This is a genomic window from Halorussus sp. AFM4, assembly GCF_051194995.1.
Lineage (GTDB): Archaea > Halobacteriota > Halobacteria > Halobacteriales > Haladaptataceae > Halorussus.
Genome location: NZ_JBNTJT010000004.1, coordinates 289,795 through 310,167, shown reverse-complemented (window position 1 = coordinate 310,167; position 20,373 = coordinate 289,795). Strand labels below are relative to the sequence as shown.

23 protein-coding genes are annotated in these 20,373 nt (G+C 68.9%); 12 read left to right on the top strand and 11 right to left on the bottom strand.

Annotated features, from left to right (window positions below; all coding sequences use genetic code 11):
• Nucleotides 1-34: 34 nt before the first annotated feature.
• Complete coding sequence (locus tag ACQUQF_RS18930) at nt 35-1,108, bottom strand: ABC transporter ATP-binding protein (protein WP_435180694.1); 1,074 nt, start codon at nt 1,106-1,108, stop codon at nt 35-37.
• A 178-nt stretch (nt 1,109-1,286) separates the two neighbouring features.
• On the opposite strand from ACQUQF_RS18930, the gene ACQUQF_RS18925 reads away from it, so the two are divergent.
• From ACQUQF_RS18925 to ACQUQF_RS18900, 6 genes are all read left to right on the top strand, one after another.
• Nucleotides 1,287-2,426, top strand: a complete 1,140-nt coding sequence (locus ACQUQF_RS18925; RefSeq protein ID WP_435180693.1) for an ABC transporter substrate-binding protein — start codon at nt 1,287-1,289, stop codon at nt 2,424-2,426.
• A gap of 12 nt (nt 2,427-2,438) precedes the next feature.
• The gene (locus ACQUQF_RS18920) at nt 2,439-3,371 is read left to right on the top strand and encodes an ABC transporter permease (RefSeq protein WP_435180692.1); all 933 of its coding nucleotides are present in this window, start codon (nt 2,439-2,441) and stop codon (nt 3,369-3,371) included.
• A gap of 1 nt (nt 3,372) precedes the next feature.
• Complete coding sequence (locus tag ACQUQF_RS18915; RefSeq protein ID WP_435180691.1) at nt 3,373-4,257, top strand: ABC transporter permease; 885 nt, start codon at nt 3,373-3,375, stop codon at nt 4,255-4,257.
• A 23-nt stretch (nt 4,258-4,280) separates the two neighbouring features.
• The gene (locus tag ACQUQF_RS18910) at nt 4,281-5,618 is read left to right on the top strand and encodes an aspartate aminotransferase family protein (RefSeq protein WP_435180690.1); all 1,338 of its coding nucleotides are present in this window, start codon (nt 4,281-4,283) and stop codon (nt 5,616-5,618) included.
• Nucleotides 5,619-5,724: 106 nt separating this feature from the next.
• The gene (locus ACQUQF_RS18905) at nt 5,725-6,156 is read left to right on the top strand and encodes a DUF4383 domain-containing protein (RefSeq protein WP_435180689.1); all 432 of its coding nucleotides are present in this window, start codon (nt 5,725-5,727) and stop codon (nt 6,154-6,156) included.
• A 78-nt stretch (nt 6,157-6,234) separates the two neighbouring features.
• Nucleotides 6,235-6,465 carry a hypothetical protein gene (locus ACQUQF_RS18900; RefSeq protein ID WP_435180688.1) on the top strand — a complete coding sequence of 77 codons (231 nt, stop codon included), beginning with the start codon at nt 6,235-6,237 and terminating at the stop codon, nt 6,463-6,465.
• Nucleotides 6,466-6,544: 79 nt separating this feature from the next.
• Here ACQUQF_RS18900 and ribB read toward each other — a convergent pair whose 3' ends face one another.
• The 3 genes from ribB to ACQUQF_RS18885 all read right to left on the bottom strand — a co-directional run bounded on the left by ribB (nt 6,545) and on the right by ACQUQF_RS18885 (nt 8,539).
• The gene (ribB, locus tag ACQUQF_RS18895; protein WP_435180687.1) at nt 6,545-7,201 is read right to left on the bottom strand and encodes a 3,4-dihydroxy-2-butanone-4-phosphate synthase; all 657 of its coding nucleotides are present in this window, start codon (nt 7,199-7,201) and stop codon (nt 6,545-6,547) included.
• Nucleotides 7,198-7,905 carry a DUF120 domain-containing protein gene (locus ACQUQF_RS18890; protein ID WP_435180686.1) on the bottom strand — a complete coding sequence of 236 codons (708 nt, stop codon included), beginning with the start codon at nt 7,903-7,905 and terminating at the stop codon, nt 7,198-7,200. Before ACQUQF_RS18890 ends, ribB begins: the two co-directional genes overlap by 4 nt.
• A 124-nt stretch (nt 7,906-8,029) precedes the next feature.
• Nucleotides 8,030-8,539 (bottom strand): hypothetical protein, encoded by a 510-nt coding sequence (locus tag ACQUQF_RS18885; protein WP_435180685.1) that lies wholly within the window; start codon nt 8,537-8,539, stop codon nt 8,030-8,032.
• Nucleotides 8,540-8,818: 279 nt separating this feature from the next.
• Between ACQUQF_RS18885 and ACQUQF_RS18880 the strand changes: the two genes are divergently transcribed.
• On the top strand, nt 8,819-9,262 hold the full coding sequence (locus ACQUQF_RS18880; protein ID WP_435180684.1) for an ArsR family transcriptional regulator: 444 nt from the start codon (nt 8,819-8,821) through the stop codon (nt 9,260-9,262).
• Between the two features lie 83 nt (nt 9,263-9,345).
• Nucleotides 9,346-9,711, top strand: coding sequence for a cupin domain-containing protein (locus ACQUQF_RS18875; RefSeq protein WP_435180683.1), 366 nt, complete (start codon nt 9,346-9,348; stop codon nt 9,709-9,711).
• A 28-nt stretch (nt 9,712-9,739) separates the two neighbouring features.
• Here ACQUQF_RS18875 and ACQUQF_RS18870 read toward each other — a convergent pair whose 3' ends face one another.
• On the bottom strand, nt 9,740-10,525 hold the full coding sequence (locus tag ACQUQF_RS18870) for a hypothetical protein (protein ID WP_435180682.1): 786 nt from the start codon (nt 10,523-10,525) through the stop codon (nt 9,740-9,742).
• A gap of 115 nt (nt 10,526-10,640) precedes the next feature.
• Here ACQUQF_RS18870 and ACQUQF_RS18865 point away from each other — a divergent pair, with 115 nt between their 5' ends.
• Nucleotides 10,641-11,123 carry an ArsR family transcriptional regulator gene (locus ACQUQF_RS18865; protein WP_435180681.1) on the top strand — a complete coding sequence of 161 codons (483 nt, stop codon included), beginning with the start codon at nt 10,641-10,643 and terminating at the stop codon, nt 11,121-11,123.
• Here the strand turns inward: ACQUQF_RS18865 and twy1 are convergent, their stop codons facing one another.
• The 4 genes from twy1 to ACQUQF_RS18845 all read right to left on the bottom strand — a co-directional run bounded on the left by twy1 (nt 11,124) and on the right by ACQUQF_RS18845 (nt 14,427).
• Entirely contained in the window at nt 11,124-12,098 is a 975-nt protein-coding gene (twy1, locus tag ACQUQF_RS18860) for a 4-demethylwyosine synthase TYW1 (protein ID WP_435180680.1), read from the bottom strand.
• A 98-nt stretch (nt 12,099-12,196) separates the two neighbouring features.
• Nucleotides 12,197-12,934 (bottom strand): class I SAM-dependent methyltransferase, encoded by a 738-nt coding sequence (locus tag ACQUQF_RS18855; RefSeq protein WP_435180679.1) that lies wholly within the window; start codon nt 12,932-12,934, stop codon nt 12,197-12,199.
• Nucleotides 12,935-12,944: 10 nt separating this feature from the next.
• Nucleotides 12,945-13,829, bottom strand: coding sequence for an aldo/keto reductase (locus tag ACQUQF_RS18850; protein ID WP_435180678.1), 885 nt, complete (start codon nt 13,827-13,829; stop codon nt 12,945-12,947).
• A 169-nt stretch (nt 13,830-13,998) separates the two neighbouring features.
• On the bottom strand, nt 13,999-14,427 hold the full coding sequence (locus ACQUQF_RS18845; protein ID WP_435180677.1) for an OsmC family protein: 429 nt from the start codon (nt 14,425-14,427) through the stop codon (nt 13,999-14,001).
• Nucleotides 14,428-14,629: 202 nt separating this feature from the next.
• Between ACQUQF_RS18845 and ACQUQF_RS18840 the strand changes: the two genes are divergently transcribed.
• Nucleotides 14,630-16,171, top strand: a complete 1,542-nt coding sequence (locus ACQUQF_RS18840) for a long-chain-fatty-acid--CoA ligase (protein WP_435180676.1) — start codon at nt 14,630-14,632, stop codon at nt 16,169-16,171.
• 28 nt (nt 16,172-16,199) lie between these two features.
• Here the strand turns inward: ACQUQF_RS18840 and ACQUQF_RS18835 are convergent, their stop codons facing one another.
• Nucleotides 16,200-16,994 carry an enoyl-CoA hydratase/isomerase family protein gene (locus ACQUQF_RS18835; RefSeq protein ID WP_435180675.1) on the bottom strand — a complete coding sequence of 265 codons (795 nt, stop codon included), beginning with the start codon at nt 16,992-16,994 and terminating at the stop codon, nt 16,200-16,202.
• A gap of 163 nt (nt 16,995-17,157) precedes the next feature.
• Here ACQUQF_RS18835 and ACQUQF_RS18830 point away from each other — a divergent pair, with 163 nt between their 5' ends.
• Together ACQUQF_RS18830 and argS are read left to right on the top strand one after the other, a co-directional pair.
• The gene (locus ACQUQF_RS18830; protein ID WP_435180674.1) at nt 17,158-18,339 is read left to right on the top strand and encodes a thiolase family protein; all 1,182 of its coding nucleotides are present in this window, start codon (nt 17,158-17,160) and stop codon (nt 18,337-18,339) included.
• 61 nt (nt 18,340-18,400) lie between these two features.
• Nucleotides 18,401-20,179: an arginine--tRNA ligase gene (argS, locus tag ACQUQF_RS18825; RefSeq protein WP_435180673.1), complete on the top strand. Its 1,779-nt coding sequence runs from the start codon at nt 18,401-18,403 to the stop codon at nt 20,177-20,179.
• 23 nt (nt 20,180-20,202) lie between these two features.
• Here argS and ACQUQF_RS18820 read toward each other — a convergent pair whose 3' ends face one another.
• Entirely contained in the window at nt 20,203-20,340 is a 138-nt protein-coding gene (locus tag ACQUQF_RS18820) for a hypothetical protein (RefSeq protein ID WP_435180672.1), read from the bottom strand.
• Nucleotides 20,341-20,373 lie beyond the last annotated feature (33 nt).

Below are 20,373 nucleotides of genomic sequence, written 5' to 3'. Positions count from 1 at the left end.
CAGACGGCGGCGATTCCCACTGCGACGGAGCCGACTACCGCTCGAAGACGACCGGCGCGTCCGGCTCGATCGCGAACCCGGCGCGCTCGCCCGGCGAGACCGGGCTGTCGCGGCCCTGCATCACGACCTGGACGTCCGAGAGGCCGTCGGCGCCCGCGTCGACGACGTAGTTGGTCTGGTCGCCCTGGAAGTAGCGCTCGACGACCTCGCCCTCGAACGTCGCGTCGCCGTTCTCGGCCAGCCGGAAGTCCTCGGGCCGGATGGAGACGGTCACCTCGCCGGGGCTGACGCGCTCGGCGGGGTCGAACGAGAAGCCCGCGTCGCCGCCGACCTCGACGGTGGTCCGGCCGTCGGCTTCGACCGCCTGCCCCTCCAGCAGGTTGGTGTCGCCGATGAAGTCGGCCACGAACTCGCTGGCGGGCTCGCGGTAGATCTCCTCCGGCGTGCCGACCTGCTCGATGCGGCCCTCGTTCATGACCGCGAGGCGGTCCGAGAGGGTCATCGCGACCTCCTGGTCGTGGGTGACGTAGAAGAACGCGCCCTGGGTCTTCTCGTGGATCTTCCGGAGCTCGACCTGCATCTGCTTGCGGAGCTTCCGGTCGAGGCTCGACAGCGGCTCGTCGAACAGCAGGACGCTGGGCTCGTTGACCAGCGCCCGCGCCAGCGCCACCCGCTGCTGCTGGCCGCCCGAGAGGTCGTCGGGGCTGCGGTCCTCGTACCCGTCGAGGTCGACGAGTTCGAGGTACTCGGTGACGTACCGCTCGCGCTCGTCGGCGTCGACGCCCGCCTTCTCGAGGCCGTAGGCGACGTTCTCGCCCACGGTCATGTGGGGGAACAGCGAGTGGTGCTGGAACACGAGGTTGGTGTCCCGGGCGTCCGGCGGGACGCCGGCCATGTCCTGTCCGTCGATGTGGACCGACCCCCGGGTCGGGGTCTCGAACCCGCTGATCATCCGGAGCGTCGTGGTCTTCCCGCACCCCGACGGCCCGACCAGCGAGAAGAACTCGCCCTGGTTCACCTGCAGGTCGACCTGCTCGACGGCGGTCACGTCGCCGAACTCCTTGCGGACGCCGTCGAGGCGTATTAGCCCATCGCCACCAGTTGACATACGCCAGCGTAGCTCACCGCTCCGCATAAACTGTTTCGGAACTGTCGGCAGATGTTTTAACTAGGGTACAGGAAACCTCCACAATTTTCCAATAATCGGCGAAATGCTGCACTGTGTTACCAATTCTGGCGGAGTGATTGAGTAAGAACTAAGGTAGGTCTCTGTGAGGTGGCATGACATGCCCAGCAACTCGGACGGCAGCGGAGACGAATCGACGACGACGACCGGTAGCGACCGCCGGACGTTCCTGAAAGCGTCGGGCGCCGCGGGCGCCCTCGGCCTCACCGCGGGCTGCATCGGCGGCTTCGGCGGCGGAGGCGGCGGCACCCCCACCATCAACATCCTGACCTGGGAGGAGTACGCCGACCTCAAGAAGGACATCGAGAGCCGACTCGACGTGAAGGTCAAGTTCACGAAGTCGACCTCCTCGTCGAAGATGTTCTCGTCGTGGAACTCGGGCCAGAACGCCCAGTACGACATCGCGGTCCCGAACAACAACTACGTCCCCAAGATGGTCGACGCCGGCCTCGTCGACTCGGTGCCGAAGGACGTGGTCTCGAACTACGGCGACATCTACGACGTGTTCCGGGGCTTCGCCGACAACCAGTTCACCTCCGGCGGCAACCTCTACGGGGTGCCGATCCGGTTCGGCTGGTACGGCTACTCCTACGACTCCCGGAAGGTCGAGGACCACGAGCCCACCTACGCGAAGCTGTTCTCCGACGAGTACGAGGGCAACATCGTCATGTACGACAACCACTTCAAGGCGATGAGCGCCGCGGCGCTCTACCTGGGGATGCGCGACGCGTTCGAGGGCCAGAAGGTCACGCTCTCCGAGCAGCAGATCCAGAAGGTCAAGCAGACGATGATCGACCAGAAGCCGCTGCTCCAGGGGTACATCGCGGCCGACCCGACCTACATCAAGTCGCTCAAGCAGGGGAACTTCGTCATCGGCCAGTCGGGCCGCAACGAGATCGTCGAGATGTGGGCCAACGGCACCGACTGGCCGAAGATGGCCGCCCCGAAGGAGGGGTCGCTGGCGTGGTTCGAGTCGGCCGTCGTCTCGAAGAAGTCGAAGAACAAGGAGCTGGCCTGGAAGGTCGTCAACGAGTTCATCGCGCCGAAGCTCGGCGCGAAGCTCGCGAAGGTCGGCTACTCGCCCAGCGCCAACCCCAAGACCCAGAACCAGCTCTCGAAGGAGGAGAACGACATGTACGGCTCGGTCGACCCCTCGCGCCTCGAGCAGATGATCCCGTTCAAGGCCGTCGAGAACGAGGATGCCTGGATCAAGGCGTGGGAGGAGATCAAGACCGCGTAACCGTCCTACCTCATGTCCGTAGACTCACCTCGTCGGTCGGAGACGCTTCGCCAGCAGCTGGTGGGCGCGTTCGCCTCCCGGGGGACGCGGCTGTCGATCACCGCCGGGCCGGGACTGGTCTGGCTGGTGCTGCTGCTGCTCGCACCGCTCACGTTCATGGTGACGGTCAGCTTCCTGAACGTCAACGACGCCTACCAGATCGTCTGGCAGCCGACGCTGGACAACTACACCCAGCTCGGTTCGGGCCAGGGCGCGTTCTGGAACAGCGCGTTCTTCCAGTCGCTGTTCCTGTCGTACTTCATCGCGGCGGTGACCACCGTCCTCTGCCTGGTGCTGGCGTTCCCGCTCGCGTACCTGCTGGCCCGGCGGGGCGGCACCACGTTCAAGGTGGTGATCTTCCTGGTGCTGCTGCCGTTCTTCACCATGTACCTGGTGCGGGCCTACTCGTGGTACCTCATGTTCGGGCAGAACGGCGTGCTCAACAGCGCGCTGATGCGGCTCGGGCTGGTGAGCGACCCCGTCGGCCTGCTCAACTACGGGGTGCCGGCGATCATCGTGGGGCTGACCCACGCGTACTTCCCGTACATGCTGCTGTCGCTGTACGCCAGCCTCGAAGGGCTCGACTTCTCGCTGGTCGAGGCCGCGCGCGACCTCGGGGCGAGCCGGGTCGACGCGCTGAAGGACGTCATCGTCCCGCTGGTCCTCCCCGGGATGATCAGCGGGAGCCTGTTCGTGTTCGTGCCGGCGCTGGGCGCGTTCATCACGCCGCGGTTCCTCGGCCAGGGGAAGGTGCTGATGATCGGCCAGCTCATCGAGAGCCGCATCAACTCGCTGTACGCCATCGGCTACGGCAGCGCCGCCTCCATGTTCATCGTGGTGTCGATCGTCGTGGCGTTCGTGGTGGCGTTCCGGTACGTCAGCATCGAGGACCTGGGAGGTGTCTGAGATGGCGACCGAGACCGGTTCCACGGCGGACGAAGCGCACGGGACCGCGACGCCGTCGCGCCTGCTGGGCCACGAGCGCAAGGAGTGGCTGCTGAGCCGCGGCCTCTGGCTGGTCGCGGGCGCGCTGCTGGTGTTCCTGTGGATCCCGCTGCTCGTGATGATGTTCCTGTCGTTCGCGGTCAACGCCAGCACCATCTTCCCGTTCCAGGGGTTCACGCTCGACCACTACGCGGCGACGTTCGCCGACGGGACCCTGATGTTCGCGCTCTGGAACAGCGTCCAGATCGCGACGCTGTCGGCGTCGATCGCGACGGTGCTGGGGGTGCTTGCCAGCTTCGCGCTCGCCCGGTACGACTTCCCGTTCAAGGAGCTGTACCGGACGTTCGGCATCCTCCCGATGGTGATCCCGGGCGTCGTGATGGGCATCGCGCTGCTCATCTACTTCCGGACGCTGCTCGGCATCGTCCCCGGGTTCCTGACCGTGGTGCTGACCCACAGCGTGTACGGGTTCCCGTTCGTGCTGCTGATGGTCACCTCGCGGCTCTACACGTTCGACGAGTCGCTCGAGGAGGCGGCCCGGGACCTCGGCGCGGACCCGCTGACGGTGTTCCGGGACATCACGCTGCCCATCGTGGCGCCGGCCATCGGCGCGGGCTTCCTGTTCGCCTGGATCCGCTCGTTCGAGGACTTCATCCGGGTCTACTTCGTGAAGGGCACGATGGACGTGCTGACGACCTCGATGTACTCGATGATCAAGTACGGGACGGCGCCCAAGATGAACGCCATCTCGTCGTTCATCGTCTTCGTCATCGCCGTCGTGCTCGCGATCGCGATGAACGTCGGTAACGTCGCCGGCATGGTTGCCGGCACCGAAGGCGACTCGTAGCTCGGTACCGACACTCATTTTTCATGGACGACCGCACCGACAGACTCGTCTCCCGGGCCCGGTCGGTCATCCCCGGCGGGGCCCAGACCGGCCTGCGGGCGCAGGCCTACGAGCTCGGGGACATCGCCTTCGAGGCCGCCGAGGGCGCGACCCTCACGACCGTCGCCGGCGAGAGCCTCACCGACTACCACCTCGCGTTCGGCCCCGTCCTGCTGGGCCACGGTCACGAGGCGGTCGACGCCGCGGCCAAGGCGGCCATCGACAGCGGGGTGCTCTACGGGGCCGCGACGACCGAGCTGGAGGTCGAGGTGGCCGAGCGCCTCGTCGACCTCTTGCCGAGCGTCGAACTGGTCAACTTCTGCAACAGCGGCAGCGAGGCCACCTACCACGCGATCCGGCTGGCCCGCGCCCACACCGGCAACGAGAAGATACTGAAGTTCGAGGGCTGTTACCACGGCTGGCACGACTACGTCGACGTGAGCGTCTACCCGCCGCCGGCGGAGCTCGATGAGAGAAACCGCAGCACCGACGCCGGCCCGGAGCTCGACCCCTACCCCGAGTCCGACGGGATGCTGTCGGCCGCGGTCGACAGCACCGTGGTCGTGCCGTTCAACGACCCCGACGCGCTCCGCGCGGCGATGGAGCGCCACGGCGACGACCTGGCCGGCGTCATCCTCGAACCCGTCCCGCACTCGGTGGGCTGCCTGCGGCCGACCGACCCGTTCCTCGATGCCCTCGAGGCCGAGACCGACGCCCGCGACGTGCCCCTCGTCTTCGACGAGGTCATCACGGGGTTCCGCCACTCGGCACACGGCATGCAGGCCGAGCTCGACGTCACGCCGGACCTGACCTGCGTCGCCAAGGCGATGGGCAACGGCTACCCGGTCGCGGCGGTCGGCGGCCGGGCCGACCTGCTCGCGCAGGCCGGCGGCGACCACGAGTCGGGCGTGGTCATCAGCGGCACCTACTCGGGGAGCCCGATGGGCCTCGCGGCCGCCCGCGAGACGCTCGACATCGTGGAGGCCGAGGACGTCCCGGAGCGGGTCGGCGCGCTCGGCGACCGGTACCGCGAGGGGCTCGGTGACCTGCTCGACGACCACGGCATCGAAGGCCGGGTTGTCGGGTACGGCAGCATCTTCAGCGTCCAGTTCGGCGTGACGGGCGAGCCCCGCGACTACGGGGACGTGGCGGGCCTCGACGGGGACCGGTTCCGGGAGTTCGCGGCCGGGATGCGCGAGCGGGGCCACTTCTTCACGCCGAACCCCTACAAGCGCCACCACCTCTCGCTGGCCCACACCGACGACCATCTCGCGGCGTATCTGGACGACGCCGACGAGGTGCTGGCGGGGCTGTCGGCATAGTCGGACGGCCCGCGGTCGGCGGTGAGCGAGGCGACGCCGAGCGAGGCGGCTCGCCGTCGTCCGTCGCGGCAACAACCCGCTTCAGGTGCGCACCCCAATCGTCCGCATGGCAGACGACCTGACCGACGACGGCAGACTCCGCGGGGGAACCCAGATATCGGCGACGGTGCTGCTCGGCGCGGTCCTCCTCGTCGCGGGCATCGTGGGGTTCGCCGCGGGCGAGGAACTGCTCGTGTTCGGCGTCAACGCCTTCCACAACTCCTTCCACGTCCTGACGGGCGTGCTGGCCATCGCGGCCGGGCTGTACGCCGACGGGGTGTACGCCGACGAGTTCAACAAGGCGGCGGGCGTCGTCTACGGCCTGCTGGTCATCTTCCAGCTGCTGCTGCCCGAGGCGGCCGCGGCGCTGCTGAACGCCGACTTCGCCGACCTCTGGCTCCACGTCGGGCTCGCGCTCGCGTTCGGCGGCGTGGGGTTCGCCCTCCCCGACCGCGAGGCCAGCGAGGTCGAGACCGGGCAGGCCGAGACCGAGACCTGACCGGTAGTGAGGGTCGCCGAGTCGACGCCGCGACCGGGTTCGGTGGCGATAAATAGGAGGGGTCGAAATCCGCCGCGCGTGTTCGACCTCCCCCCGCACGTCGACCTCTCGGAGTGGGTGACCGCCCTCGTGCTGATCGCGGCGACCGCCGGCGCGGCGGTCCGGGCCGCCGGCGCGTACTCGACGCGGCTGGCGGCCGGCGTCGCCGCGGTGCTGCTCGCGGTCGACGCGCTGCTCGTCTGGGCGGTGTTGCGCAACGACTCGGTACGACGACAGCGGGCGCTCGAATCCGAGTACGTCTCCGAGTGACGGAACCGGGGCGACCTCCACGAAGAAAGGGAGCGAGACGTCTTCAGCCGAACGAAGGAGAGCGAGGCGGCGCGCTCAGTCAGCCGAGGCGCTCGATGACGTCGGCGCCCTCGACGTAGGGGAAGCCGTGGCGCTCGGCGTAGGCCCGCGCGTCGGCGGGCGCCAGCGCCTCGCCGGACTCGTCGTCGAGCATCTCGCAGACCACGACCGCGGGCTCGCGGCCGGCCGCCTCGGCCAGCGCGACGCCGAGTTCGGTGTGGCCCTCGCGGTCGGCCAGCAGGTCCGGGGCGGCCCGGAGCAGGTGGACGTGGCCCGGCGCGCGGAACGCCGCGGCGAAGTCGGTCGCGTCCGGATTCGCGGCTGCCTCGGCGAGCTTCGTGATGGTCGTCGCGCGGTCCTCGTCGGTGATGCCGGTGTAGGTGTCGCGGTGGTTGACCGGCAGCGAGAACGACGACCGCTCGTCGTAGCCCAGGTCGTGATCGGCGCTCGCGGGGTGGTCGAGCGCCTCCTCCAGGAAGGGCAGGTCGAAGGCCGCGGCCACCTCGTCGGCCAGCGCGACGCAGACGAGGCCGCCGGCGTCGTTGCGCATCCGCGAGACGTCCGCCGGCGTGACCGCCGCAGCCGGATAGATCAGGTCGGTCTCGCCCTCGCGGTCGGCGGCGTCGTGGACCAGCACCGGCGACCCCTCGCGGAACGCCTCGACCGCGGCCTCGACGCCCGCAGCGGCCTGGCTCATGCTTTCTCCTCGACGTGGACGGTCACGTGGTCGCCGTCCGCCAGGTCGAGTTCCTCGCGGAGCTTGACCGGCGCGATGACCTCCAGCTGGTCCTCGTCGTGGTGGGTGCGCTCGGGCGCGATGGTGTGGGCCTCCTCGTACACCTCCCCGTCCTGGGTCTCGACCACGGCGGGGTAGCAGACCGCCGGGCCGTAGGTCCGGTCGTCGTCCTCCCAGCCGTCGATGTGGACCGGGTCCAGCGCCTCCATCGCCGACCGGGCGCGGACGCTCTCGTCGGAGAGCTCGACGTTGAGCGTGCCCAGGAACGGCTCGTAGCCCAGCCGCTCCTCGAACTGCTCCATGTACCCCGGCAGCGAGATGTAGTGGCGGCCCTCGCCCATCCCGCTGGTGACGACGCCGGTCAGGTCGACGCCGGCGGGCGTCTCGAAGATGCGGCGGTAGTCCTCGTACTCGCGCTTGAGCGACCACTCGCCGTCCTCGGTGATCGAGATCCACTGGCCGTCGCTGACCATCTCGCGCTCGACCAGCCCGGCCTCGTCGAGCCGCTGGAGCCGCCGCGAGGCGGTCTGGTTGGAGGCGTCGAGCCGGTCGGCGAGCCCGGCGCAGGAGATCTTGACCTCCCCGTCGAGCCCGCCGTCGAGCGCGAGGAGCTTGAGCGCCGCGAGCTCGTCGTAGCCGACTGCGCGCGGCCGTGTCGCTGACATACCCGACACTCCGTCCGCTCGCCGTTTAAGCATAACGGAAGCGGTACGGTTCTCAGAATTGGAACGGTGTGCGGGCGAGTCGCACGGCGACTCGGTCGGATGTCGTACTCGGGGACGCCGACACCTATTCTTTTCCCTCGGCGCCGCGGTCGTTCGCGTCGATTCCGGGCATCTCGTTCTTGTACGCGCGGATGGAGTCTTTCACTCCCCGCTCGACCTCGTCGTCGGAGGCGCCCTCGGGGGCCTCGAACCGGTGCACCTGCCCCAGCGCCGCGAGCGTTTCGAGGAAGTGAGCGAACATCCCGTCGAAGGGCTCCTCGGCCGGGTCGAGGTCGGGGTAGTCGCGTTTCAGTGCGGTGAACTTCCCCCGGTACGGCTCGTGGTCGAGCCAGCCCGCCTCCCACTCGTGGCCGCCGTCGGAGTGCTCGTACAGCCCGACGATGTGGGTCGCCCGGTTCGCCATCACCTTGAACTGGGTCGTCCACCGGAGGAGGTCGTCGAACGCCCGGAGGTCCTTCAACAGGAACGGCTCGCCGACGGCGTCGAGCCGCTCCTCGACCAGTCGGAGCCGGTCCTCCTCGTCGTCGCTCCCGAGGACGAAGAACGACCGGTCGGCCGCCGCGACGGGCACCACGTCCGTCTCGACCGCCCGCTTGAGTGCGGCGTACTCGCGGCGGTCGATGGTCTGCCCGGTGAACGACTCGTACTCGTCGAGCAGCGTGCCGAGCTATTCGGCCGTCGCGGCGCTCGATTGCTCGCCGTCGTCTGGCATACTTGCTTCGGGTCGTGCGGTACGGTAAATTTTCGGGTCGGGCCGAACGGTGCGCCGATGGTATCGAAGCGACGTCAGGCATGTGCAGATTCTGTACAAGGTTATTGTACTCGGAGCGCCTACGCCGAACCAGGAAGACAGATGGCCGACCTCACCTCCACCGCCGGCGGGGCAAATGCCGCGGACGCCGACGCCCGCGAGGCGACCGAGACGCGCCGTCGGCTCCTCCACGTCGCCACCGAGGACGTGGCCCACGACCTCCTCGTCGACGTCGCGGGCCACCCCGAGGGCGCCCCGAGCGAGAAGGAACTGAACTGGATGAACCCCGACGTCTCGCGCCGGACCGTCGGCCGACGGCTGAGCGACCTGGTCGAGGCCGGCGTCCTGGAGAGGCCGACCTACGAGCCGGGTGAACAGCCCGACGACGCCGAGTCGAGCGTCCGGACGTTCTACCGGTTCACCGACCGGGCGCGAGACCTCTTCGACGAGGTGGGGCTGTTCGACCCCGAGGTGTGGCGGCCGGTGTACGCCCGGGTCGAGAAGTCCGAGGACGTGCAGGCGGCCGAAGCGGTTCCCCGGCCGTAGTGGGGCTCGCTTTCTGACTGCTCGATCGCCGACGTCAACTCGCCGGTAGCCAGACCTTTCCCCCTCACGGGCGACGGACGGGTATGGACAAGGTGAACCTCGACGACGGGTTCGACTCGTTCGACGAGCAGTGGGCGCCCCGCCTCGCGGCGGAGCTCAACGGACAGGCGGTCAAGCTCGCCAAGCTGGAGGGCGAGTTCGTCTGGCACCACCACGAGGAAGCGGACGAACTCTTCCTGGTGCGGCGCGGACGGCTCCGCATCGAGTTCGAGGACGAGGACGACGCGACGCTCGACGAGGGCGAGCTGCTGGTAGTGCCGGCGGGCGTCGAGCACCGGCCGGTCGCCGACGGGGGCGAGGCCGAGGTGCTGCTGTTCGAGCCGACCGAGACGACGAACACGGGGAACGTCGAGAGCGAGGCGACCCGCGAGGAGGTCGAGCGGCTCTGAACAAAGAGGGTCAGGGTTGAAGAGCCCTCTACTCCGTTTCCCAATCGGGATGGCGACTCGGTGTCGGCACGATGTCCGTCGAATCCCGAAGCTCTGACTCTTCGACCCACGGCTGACACCGGTTGTGCAACTCGAAGAGGCGGAACTCGTTGAGATGGACCCAACTGTAAGAGACTGTCTCCTCCGCTTTCTGTTCTTCCACAGCGGTAGATAGATCGTCTCTGGAGATGTCGATTCCGTTCTCCCGGGCCTCCGCGGCCAGCGATTCCAGTTCGCTCGTCTTCTCGTCCTCTGTGAGGTCGTCGCTGTACGAAATCGCCATCGCAGCGGCAACGACATCTGCCTTACCATCGAAGTTCTCCCCCGTCATCCAGCAGTAGTCCCGGGGGAGTACGTACGACTTGTCGAAGTACGGCGTTTCGCTGATCTTCCCCAACTCCGTCACCTCGCCGCCCGCGTCCTGCTCGTACACTCCGACGACGTAATCAGCGTACGATGCCAGGAGGTGGAATCGGATTCTAAACTCCGGAAGACGGTCGAGTCCGATCTCCCGAAGATCTCCCATGACGAAAGCGTAGGAACTGAGTCGCTTGTTGAGCTCGTTCTCGACCGTTCTAAGTCGGCGGACGTAGGGGTCTCGGTAACTCCCGAGGACGAAGTATGACGTTTCCGGTGTCTGAAGCTGCGATAGCTCTTCGTTTGCGAACCCGAGAATCTTCGCTGTCTCGTAGGGCTCCAGTTCGAGGCCGTGAAGGGCCTCGTCCACGGCAGCCTCGATCTCGTCAGCGTTCGGGGGAACCGACGGGTCCGCCATTGGTCGATGGCTCGTACTGGACTCGTTTATATCTTTTCGACTAGTTCGGGAACTCTATGGAAAACCAGATTGGTCGACCCAAAGTGTTATTCGTCACCCTTCCGAAGCAATTCGCATGAGCGATAGCTCGTCGGCCAGTAAGGACGGGCCGTTCGAGGAGCAGCGGCGCATCTTCGACCTCCTCTCGCAGGAGACGCGCCATCTCATCGTTCAATACGTCCTCGGCCATCCGAAGCACCTCGCGTCGCTCGACGAGCTTAATTACGTGATCCCGAAGAGCAAGGCGGCAATCAGCGATCAACTCGACAATCTCGTCGAGGCGGGGATTCTGGACCTGTATCGCTACGAGCCGAGCGAAGATAAGCGAGACCTCCCCTCGAAGTTCTACGGCTTCACCGAGCGCGGCGTCGAGGTCCTCTACGAGTACAATTACCTCCGCGGAGTTCCCGTGGCCCGAGCGCTGTACAAGAACACTCGAAAGTCCGAGAAAATCGAGCGCCACGAAGACGCCCCTCGGCCCGAACTTCCCGACGAAGTTCGAGAGGGGCTCTCGAACGGGACCAGCGACGAAGACGCAGGGAGTACCACCGAAACCTGATCAGTCCCCGGTCACGGGGTCGCGCGCCCAGAACTCGCTGTCCTTCTTCAGTTTGGGCACCCAGGTGTCGTCGGTCTTCGACAGCAGCGCGACCCGGGAGACCGGCACCTCCTTGAGGTACTCGTGGTCGGGCATGTGGGCCTGAATCTGCTCGGCGAAGTCGACGACGTCCTCGTGGTCGAGCATCGACTCCCTGGCGACCCGGTCGCGGGACTCGCCGACGTGCATGTAGGACTTCAGCTCCACGAAGTCGGGGTCGGCGCGCCGGTAGAACGCGGCGTACCAGTCGGGCGAGTGGACGTTCTGGCCGCCGACCAGCGTGGTGCGCAGCACCGTCCGGGTCTCGTCCTTCTCGGCGAGCACGTCCATCGTGTCGACCAGCTTCTCCCAGGCGTCGTCCTCCATCGCCTTGACCACCTCGTCGAAGGTGGCCCGCTCGGGCGCGTCGACGCTGACGTAGAGCTGGGTCGGGTCGCACTCCCGGATGACCTCGGGCCGGGTCCCGTTCGACACCAGGAACGTGGTGATGTCGCGGTCGTGGAACGCCTCGATGAGTTCGGGCAGGTAGGGGTAGAGGGTCGGCTCGCCGTCGAGGCTGATGGCGACGTGGCGGGGCTCCATCGACTCCTCGAAGCGCTCGCGGGGCACCTCGTCGTTGCCGCCGAACCCCGAGAGGAGCTTCTTCTGGAGGTCGATGCTGGCGTCGACCACGGCCTCGGGGTCGTCCCACTCGACGTCGCCGAGCTCGTAGGCGTGGCCGGCGTGGTCGCGCCAGCAGAAGACGCACCGCTCGTTGCACTTGACCACGGGCGTCATCTGGATGCACCGGTGGGACTCGATGCCGTAGAAGATGTTCTTGTAACACTTCCCCTCGCCGCGCATGGCGTTGGCGGTCCACCCGCAGGTCTGGGCGGCGGTGTGGTTCTCGTGGTGGTACTCGGGCGAGTCCACCTGCTTCGGGCCGGAGTCGCTCATTGTACGACGGATGGCGTCCGAGGCTAAAACGTTCTTTCCTCTGGGCCTCGGTTCGGGGCAGGGCCGGTCGCGCCGAACGGCGCGGACCCCGGAAGCAGCTACCCGGGCAGCCGCATCGCGACGCTGTACAGTTCGCCGACCGACTCCTCGCCGATGGACTCCGCGAGGCGCTCGGCCTCCGACAGCAGCGACTCGCCGAGCGCTTCGGACTTGCCGGAGTCAGTCGCCAGTCGCTCGACGGCGTCGCGGACGACTCCGACGTGCGCGTCGACGTGGCTCTCGGTCCACGGCACGGGGTCAAGTAGCGTTCGCCGTCGGTCGAACGCCCACCCGTACCCGGCGAACAGGTTCTCCAGTACGGCCGCCGGGTAGAACGTCAGCGCGGGCCGACCGTCGGCCAGTTCCGCGGCGGCGTTCTCCACGGCGAAGAGGTCGCGCACGGCGGCGTCCCCGGGAAGCGGTGCGTAGTCGTCGACGACGAGGTGCGAGCCCGGCGCCGCGACCCGGGTCAGCTCGGCCGCGATCGCCGCCAGCGAGTCGGGCGCGACCACGTTGAACAGGCAGTGGGCGGTGACGATCTCTACCGAGTCGTCGGCGAGCGGGAGGTCCCGGAGGTCCGCCTCCAGCACGGCCGCCCGGTCGAGGCGCTCGCGACCCACCCGGTCGCGGACGGTCGCCGCGTGCTCGCCGTCGTTCGTCACGGCGTAGACTCGGTCGGCATCAGCTTCGAGGAGGCCGGCGGTCGCGTTGCCGACGCCCGCGCCGGCCTCGAGGCAGGTCGCGCCGGACACCGGCCGGTCGTCGAGGGCGGTCGCGACGGTCTGGGGGACGTCCATGGGGCCTCTCTCAGTGGTGGAGCTGTTCGGGGACGGGGCTCTCGTCGTGGCGGACGCGCTCGACCAGCGAGCGCCGGGCGGCCTCGTCCATGCCGTCGTACTGACGGGCGGCGTCGAGCACCATCGCGACCAGCTTGGGGTCGCCCGGCGTGACGACGCTGGTCAGCCCCTGCGCGGCCGCGAAGTCGAACCGCTCCTCGATTTCGTCGTAGGTGTCGACCGGCTCGTACCAGTTGGCGTACGGCCGGTCGGCCTCGGGCAGTTCGTCGGTCGGGGGCCACGGCCCCTTCGCGAACGCCTTGATTCCCAGGGTGCCGATGCCCTCCTCGTCCGCTCGGTCGAGCACGGCCTCGTAGTCGTGCCGGTCGTCGTCCTTCCCGACCACGACGGGGTTCAGCGGGAACATCACGGTTTCGAGGTCGTCGATGCGGTCGATGGCGTCGAGGATGAGGTCGGGGTCGCCGTGGCTGGTCAGCCCGACGTGGTCGACCAGCCCCTCGTCCTTCGCCTCGCGGACGGCGTCGAGCGCGCCGCCGTCGGCCGTGATGGTGTCGAGTTCGTCCTCGTACTCCAGGCCGTGGATCTGGTAGAGGTCGACGGTGTCGACCCCGAGGCGGTTGAGCGACCGGTCGAGCTTGCGTCTCACGCCCTCGTACTCCCGCTCCTGGGTCTTGCAGCCGAGGAAGATATCCTCGCGGTGCTGGCGGAGCTTCGGGCCGAGCTTCAGTTCGGCGTCGCCGTAGGTCGGGGCGACGTCGAAGTGGTTGACGCCGCGCTCGAGCGCGAGCTCGACCAGCTGGTCGGCGCCCTCCTGCTCGAGCCAGTTGAGCGCGATGGCGCCGAAGGTGGCCACGGAGCTGTCGTGTCCGGTGTCGCCGAGCGGCCGGGTCTCCATACCGGGAGGTCGAGGCCGGTCCACATAATGGTGGGTCACGACTGCCGCGGACCCCGCGGCGACCGCAGTCACCACCGCCGCGCGGTCCGCTCCTTAAGTGCCTCTGGCGACAAGGGGAAGATACGAGGCGCTTCTCGTCCCCGTTCTTCCGTCGGTCGCTGTCTTTCCGTCACCCCTGTAGCGTCGCGTCGAGCGTGATCTCCGGGCCGGCCAGCGCCTTCGACACCGGACAGTTCTCCTTGGCGCGCTGGGCCAGTTCGTCGAAGGTGTCCTGATCGACGTCGGGCACCTCGGCCTCCAGCGTCAGGTCGATGCGCGGGATCTCGAACCCGCCGCCGTCGGCCCGTTCGAGGTGGACGTCGGCCTGGGTGTGGATGCGCTCGGCCTCGTACCCCTCCTCTTCGAGGAACGCCGTCAGCTGCATCGAGAAGCAGCCCGAGTGGGCCGCGCCGATGAGCTCCTCGGGGTTGGTCCCGGGCTCGTCCTCGAATCGGGTGGGAAACCGGAACGTCCCCTCGATCTGGCCGCTCTCGGTCTCGAAGTCGCCGCTGCCGTCCTTTCCGCCTTGCCAGGTGGTCTCGGCCTGTCTCGTTGGCATGCGTCCGGTAGTGCGACGGCCACCCGTAAGGAAACACCGGCAGCTCGCTGATAGGTCGAGGGGCGACGCTGGGCTCGGCCGGTCGGGAGTGTCGTCGGACCGACTCGCTTTCCTTCGTTAGTCGAGCCGACCCGTTTTCCTTCACTATCGTTCGGCGTGTATCTCCACAAACGTTAGTAGACGATGCGGAGAACCCGGTTGTATGCATCCTACGATAGGTGATACCCTGGAACAGACTGTCGAGCGTCACCCCGACCGCGACGCGATCGTCTACCCCCGGAAGGACCAGCGGTGGACCTACGCGGAGTTCGACGAGCGCGTCAACCGGTTCGCGAACGCGCTCGCCGACCTCGGCGTCGGGAAGGGCGACCGGGTCGCGACGGTGCTGTACAACGGCTCGGAGATGGCGGTGACCGTCTACGCCTGCGCCAAGCTCGGCGCCGTGTTCACGCCGCTCAACTACCGGCTGTCGGCCGACGAGGTCGAGTACATCGTCGAGGACGCCGGGGCCCACACCCTCCTCTTCGAGTCCGCGACCCGGGACGCGGTCGAGGGCGCGAAACCCGAACTTGAGACCGTCGAGAACTACGTGGCCATCGACGGCGAGACGCCCGACTACGCCCGGGACTTCTACGCGCTGCTCGACGAGGGGCGCCCCGACGCGCCGACGACCGACGTCGCGGAGGACGACGTCTACGCGTTCATCTACACCTCCGGGACGACGGGCCGGCCGAAGGGCGTCGTCCACGAGCACCGCGACATGGTCGAGCACAACCTGCTGTGCATCGCCGAGCTCGACATCACGCGCGACGACGTCGGGCTCACGATCCTCCCGATGTATCACTGCGCCGAACTCCACGCGATGCTGTTCAGCCGCGTCGCCCGCGGCGCGACCAACGTCATCCACCACGAGTTCGAGGCGGCGGACGCGCTGCGGGCCATCGAGGACCACGGCGTCACCCTGCTGTTCGCCGCGCCGACGGTGTGGAACGCGCTCGCCCAGGGCGCCGAGGAGACGGACGTCGACGTCTCGTCGCTCCGGGTCGGGCTCTACGGCGCCGCGCCGATGCCCGAGCAGGTGCTCGAGGACTGCATGGAACACCTCTGCGAGGACTACGTCCAGGCGTACGGCATGACCGAGATCGGCCCCTGCGGGGTGTTCCAGCCGCCCGAGGACCAGCGCTCGAAGCAGGGCTGCGCCGGCCTGCCGGCGCTCAACCACTCGGTCCGGGTCGTCGAGCCCGACGCCGACCCGACCGAGACGGTCGCGCGCGGCGAGGTCGGCGAGATCCTCGTCGCCGGGCCGTGCACGATGCGGGAGTACTGGAACCGGCCGGAGGCGACCGCCGCGTCGCTCCGCGAGGCCGACGGCGCCGAGTGGTACTACACCGGCGACCTGGGCTACCGCGACGAGGACGGCTACCTGTGGGTCGTCGACCGGAAGGACGACATGATCGTCACGGGCGGCGAGAACGTCTACCCGACCGAGGTCGAGGACGTCCTGTTCTCGCACCCGGACGTGGCCGAGGCGGCGATCGTCGGCGAGCCCGACGACGAGTGGGGCGAGCGCGTGGTCGCCTACGTCGTGGGCGACGCCTCCCGCGACGAGCTCGACCGCTACCTCCGGGAGGGCGACGCGCTGGCGGACTTCAAGCGCCCCCGGGACTACTACTTCGTCGAGGAGCTGCCGAAGAACCCGAGCGGGAAGGTCCAGAAGTTCAAGCTCCGCGACGACGAGGCGTAGGGAGTTTCCCCGCCGGACGCCGTCCGGACTATCGCCCGACGAACTCCGGGTCGTCGTCGCCGTGGAAGGCGTCGTGGCCCCGGGCGTAGTCCTCGGTCCGGGTCGACTCGGCGATGGCGTTGGTCTCGGCGGCCAGTTGCTCGCCGAGCCGGCGGTCGAACCCCTCGGTCATCAGTCGCTTCACCCGGCCGAGCGCCTTCGTCGGCCCCGCCGCGAGCCGCGACGCGAGGTCGTCGAGCCGGTCGTCGAACTCGTCGGCGGCGACGACCTCGGTCGCGATGCCGAGCTCGACCGCCCGCTCCGGGTCGACGGGCTCGTCGAGCAGCGCGATCTCCTTCGCGCGCCGGAGGCCGACCAGCCGCGGCAGGAGGAACGTCGAGCCGCCGTCGCCGGTGAGCCCGACCCGGGGGTAGGCGTACTCGAACCGGGCCTCGTCGCTCGCCAGCACCACGTCACCGGAGAGCGCGAGGCTGAACCCCGCACCGGCGGCGACCCCGTCGACGCCGACCGCGACCGGTTTCTCGGCCCGGTGGAGCAGCAGGACGGTCTCGTGGAGCGACGACGCGAGCTGTCGCAGGGCGGGTTCGTCGCCGGCGTCGCCGTCGAGCCGGCCGAGGTCGGCGCCGGCGCCGAAGGCGCCGCCAGCGCCCCGGAAGACGATGCACCGGACCGCGTCATCTCCGGCAAGGTCCGCCACCGCGTCGCGGAGCTCCTCGGTCATCCGCCGGGTGAGCGAGTTCAGGTGGTCCGGTCGGTCGAGGGTCACCGTGGCCGCCTGCTCGTCGCGGTCGACGCCGATGGTCTCGTAGGTGGAGTCGGACATGGTGTCGTCACGTGTGCCGAAGGGGGCGTCGCACAAATAGCTCGGCGATGGGGAGATTCGCGCGCCGATGGGGCGGCGACGAGGCTGCGATGGGCGACCCCGACGGCGCTCGCGCACGCCGCCTCCCGAAAGGTAAAGGCCGGGCGCCGCGAACCCGCCCGCCATGGAGGACGCGTACGTGGTCGACGCGGTGCGGACGCCGCTCGGCAAGCGCGGCGGGTCGTTCCGCGACACCCACCCGCAGGACCTCGCGGCCGAACCCCTGCGTGCCCTGGAGGTTCGCAACGGGTTCGACGGCGCGGACGACGTCGAGGACGTCATCTACGGCTGCGTGACGCCGGTCGGCGAGCAGGGGCTCGACGTCGGCCGGATCGCGCCGATGGTCGCCGGCTGGGGCGAGGACGTGCCCGGCGTCCAGCTCAACCGGATGTGCGGGTCGGGCCAGCAGGCGGTCAACTTCGCGGCCGGCCAGATCCGGGGCGGGATGCACGACGTGCTGGTCGCGGGCGGCGTCGAGCACATGACCCGGGTGCCGATGGCCAGCGACGCGGCGTCCGACGAGCGCAGCTACGCCGACCCGGCCAACGTCACGGAGACGTACTTCGAGCACTTCGACGAGCTGACCTCCCAGGGCGAGGGCGCCGAGCGCATCGCCGACGAGTGGGGGCTCGCTCGCGAGGCGGCCGACCGCATCGCGGTCGACTCCCAGCGGCGGTGGGGCGAGGCGGCCGACGCCGGCAAGTACGACGACCGGGTCGTCCCGGTCGAGACCGAGGTCGACGGCGAGCCCGTCACCGTCGAGCGCGACGAGCACCCCCGCCCGGAGACCGACCGGGAGACGCTGGGCGAGCTCCCGCTGGTGTTCCGCGAGGAGGGCGAGGGCGTCGTCCACGCCGGCAACTCCTCGGGCATCGTCGACGGGGCGGCGGCGCTCCTGGTCGCCTCCGGGTCGGCCTGCGAGGCCCGCGGCTGGGAGCCGTCGGTGCGCATCGTCGACACCCACGTCGTCGGCGTCGACCCCAAGACGATGCTGACGGGACCGATCCCGGCGACAGAGGAGATCCTCGCGCAGAACGACCTGACGGTCGCCGACGTCGACCGGTTCGAGGTCAACGAGGCGTTCGCCCCGGTCGTGCAGGCGTGGCTGGCGGAGACCGGCGCCGACTGGGACCGGACCAACGTCTGGGGCGGCGCCATCGCCCACGGCCACCCGCTGGGCGCGACCGGCGCGGTGCTGCTTGGGAAGCTGGCCGCCCAGCTCGAGGACTGCGGCGGCCGGTACGGCCTCTGCACGATGTGCATCGGCTTCGGGCAGGGCGTCGCCACGCTGGTCGAGCGCGTCTGAGCGCGGAGGTCGGGGGCAGTCAGAAACCCATTTACCCGCCGGTCGAAAACCAACCACCAACATGTATCTCCAGTTCCGCGACGAGGTGGAGGAGGCGCTCGTCGCCGCGCTCGACGAGCTCGACCTGCCGACCGACGACCTCGGTGTCGAGGACCCGCCGGAGGGCGTCGACGCCGTGCTCGCCTCGAGCGCGGCGTTCCGCCTGGCCGGCGAGGTCGGCGCGCCCCCGCCGGAAGTCGCGAGCGACCTCGCCGAGCGGATCGACGCCGGCGAGTACGACCTGATCGACGCCGCGCTCGCCCAGGGGCCGTACGTCAACTTCCTGCCGAGCGACGCCTACTACGCCGGCACCGTCGAGCAGGCCCAGGCCGCCGACTTCGGCCGCCTGGAGCCGACCGGCGAGGAGGTCGTGGTCGAGCACACCTCCGCGAACCCGACCGGGCCGGTCCACGTCGGCCGGGCGCGCAACCCCATCGTGGGCGACGCGGTGGCCCGGGTGCTCTCGTTCGCGGGCCACGACGTCGACCGCCACTACTACGTCAACGACGCCGGCCGCCAGATGGCCGTCTTCACCTGGGCCTACGAGACGTTCGACGAGTCGGACCTCGATTCCGAGCCCGAGCGCGAGAAGGCCGACTACGACCTCGTGCGGTACTACCGGACGGGCAACGACTTCCTGGAGAACGGCGACCCCGACGAGGTCGAGGCGGCCGAGGACGAGATCCAGGCCATCATGCAGGGCCTCGAGGAGGGCGACGAGGAGACCTACGAGCGCGTCCAGGCGGTCGTCGACACCGTGCTCGGCGGGATGCGCGAGACGCTCGACCGCCTGCCCGCGGAGTTCGACGAGTTCGTCAAGGAGACCCGGTTCCTCCGGGACGGGTCGGCCGACGACGTGGTCGACCGGCTGAAGGAGCTGGACGAGGCCGTCTACGAGGAGGAGGCCTGGCAGCTCGACCTCGAGGAGTTCGGCATCGAGAAGAACTTCGTGTTCCTGCGGTCCGACGGCACCACCCTCTACGCGACCCGCGACCTGGCCCACCACGAGTGGAAGTTCGAGAACTACGACCGCGCGGTCACCGTGCTGGGCGAGGACCACAAGCTCCAGGCCGACCAGATGACCGCCACGCTCGACCTGCTGGGCAACGACACAGACCGGCTGGAGCAGGTCATCTACTCCTACGTCAACCTGCCCGAGGGCAAGATGTCCACCCGCGCGGGGACCGGCATCGACCTCGACGACCTGCTCGACGAGGCGATCGACCGGGCCCGCGAGGAGGTCGAGACCCGGCTCGACGACCGCATCCGCGACGACGACCTGACCGACGCGGACGTCGAGCGCATCGCCCAGCAGGTCGGCATCGGCGCGGTCCGGTACGACATCGTCTCGAAGCAGCCGACCAAGGCCATCACCTTCGAGTGGGACCGCGCGCTCGACTTCGAGGCCCAGAGCGCGCCCTACGTCCAGTACGTCCACGCCCGGTGCTGCGGAATTCTGGAGGAGGCAGGCATCGACCCCACGACCAGCGACACCGCGGTCGCCGAGGACGTCGACGCCGACCTGCTCGACACCGCGGCCGAGCGCGAACTGCTGGAGGTCGTCGCGCGCTTCCCGGCCGTCATCGAGGAGGCCGCCGCCGACCTCGAACCCCACGTGGTCGCGACCTACACCCGCGAGATCGCCGAGACGTTCAACGCGTTCTACCGCGAGTGCCCGGTGCTGTCCGACGACGTCGACGACGACCTCCGGGACGCGCGGCTCGCGCTGGTCGCGGCGTCGAAGCACGCGGTCGGCAACGCCCTCCAGGTCCTGGGCGTCGCCGCCCCGCGGTCGATGTAGTCGGAGAACGGGCAGTCGAACGTTCAGACCGGGAGCACGAACCCGGACGGCGGGACGACGAGGTCGCCGCCGACGAAGAGCACAGCGCCCGCGGCGACCGCGAGCGTGACCAACACGAACAGCAGTACCCACCAGAGCGAGACCGAACTGTCGTCTGCCATGGCGATAGCTTCGACGTCGAAGCTCCTTAGAGG

What these genes read in the sequence shown, in the direction of transcription:
- ACQUQF_RS18930 (WP_435180694.1), bottom strand. Translation starts at nt 1,108, where the DNA reads ATGTCAACTGGTGGCGATGGGCTAATACGCCTCGACGGCGTCCGCAAG.
- ACQUQF_RS18925 (WP_435180693.1), top strand. Translation starts at nt 1,287, where the DNA reads ATGCCCAGCAACTCGGACGGCAGCGGAGACGAATCGACGACGACGACC.
- ACQUQF_RS18920 (WP_435180692.1), top strand. Translation starts at nt 2,439, where the DNA reads ATGTCCGTAGACTCACCTCGTCGGTCGGAGACGCTTCGCCAGCAGCTG.
- ACQUQF_RS18915 (WP_435180691.1), top strand. Translation starts at nt 3,373, where the DNA reads ATGGCGACCGAGACCGGTTCCACGGCGGACGAAGCGCACGGGACCGCG.
- ACQUQF_RS18910 (WP_435180690.1), top strand. Translation starts at nt 4,281, where the DNA reads ATGGACGACCGCACCGACAGACTCGTCTCCCGGGCCCGGTCGGTCATC.
- ACQUQF_RS18905 (WP_435180689.1), top strand. Translation starts at nt 5,725, where the DNA reads ATGGCAGACGACCTGACCGACGACGGCAGACTCCGCGGGGGAACCCAG.
- ribB (WP_435180687.1), bottom strand. Translation starts at nt 7,201, where the DNA reads ATGAGCCAGGCCGCTGCGGGCGTCGAGGCCGCGGTCGAGGCGTTCCGC.
- ACQUQF_RS18890 (WP_435180686.1), bottom strand. Translation starts at nt 7,905, where the DNA reads ATGTCAGCGACACGGCCGCGCGCAGTCGGCTACGACGAGCTCGCGGCG.
- ACQUQF_RS18880 (WP_435180684.1), top strand. Translation starts at nt 8,819, where the DNA reads ATGGCCGACCTCACCTCCACCGCCGGCGGGGCAAATGCCGCGGACGCC.
- ACQUQF_RS18875 (WP_435180683.1), top strand. Translation starts at nt 9,346, where the DNA reads ATGGACAAGGTGAACCTCGACGACGGGTTCGACTCGTTCGACGAGCAG.
- ACQUQF_RS18870 (WP_435180682.1), bottom strand. Translation starts at nt 10,525, where the DNA reads ATGGCGGACCCGTCGGTTCCCCCGAACGCTGACGAGATCGAGGCTGCC.
- ACQUQF_RS18865 (WP_435180681.1), top strand. Translation starts at nt 10,641, where the DNA reads ATGAGCGATAGCTCGTCGGCCAGTAAGGACGGGCCGTTCGAGGAGCAG.
- twy1 (WP_435180680.1), bottom strand. Translation starts at nt 12,098, where the DNA reads ATGAGCGACTCCGGCCCGAAGCAGGTGGACTCGCCCGAGTACCACCAC.
- ACQUQF_RS18855 (WP_435180679.1), bottom strand. Translation starts at nt 12,934, where the DNA reads ATGGACGTCCCCCAGACCGTCGCGACCGCCCTCGACGACCGGCCGGTG.
- ACQUQF_RS18850 (WP_435180678.1), bottom strand. Translation starts at nt 13,829, where the DNA reads ATGGAGACCCGGCCGCTCGGCGACACCGGACACGACAGCTCCGTGGCC.
- ACQUQF_RS18845 (WP_435180677.1), bottom strand. Translation starts at nt 14,427, where the DNA reads ATGCCAACGAGACAGGCCGAGACCACCTGGCAAGGCGGAAAGGACGGC.
- ACQUQF_RS18840 (WP_435180676.1), top strand. Translation starts at nt 14,630, where the DNA reads ATGCATCCTACGATAGGTGATACCCTGGAACAGACTGTCGAGCGTCAC.
- ACQUQF_RS18835 (WP_435180675.1), bottom strand. Translation starts at nt 16,994, where the DNA reads ATGTCCGACTCCACCTACGAGACCATCGGCGTCGACCGCGACGAGCAG.
- ACQUQF_RS18830 (WP_435180674.1), top strand. Translation starts at nt 17,158, where the DNA reads ATGGAGGACGCGTACGTGGTCGACGCGGTGCGGACGCCGCTCGGCAAG.
- argS (WP_435180673.1), top strand. Translation starts at nt 18,401, where the DNA reads ATGTATCTCCAGTTCCGCGACGAGGTGGAGGAGGCGCTCGTCGCCGCG.
- ACQUQF_RS18820 (WP_435180672.1), bottom strand. Translation starts at nt 20,340, where the DNA reads ATGGCAGACGACAGTTCGGTCTCGCTCTGGTGGGTACTGCTGTTCGTG.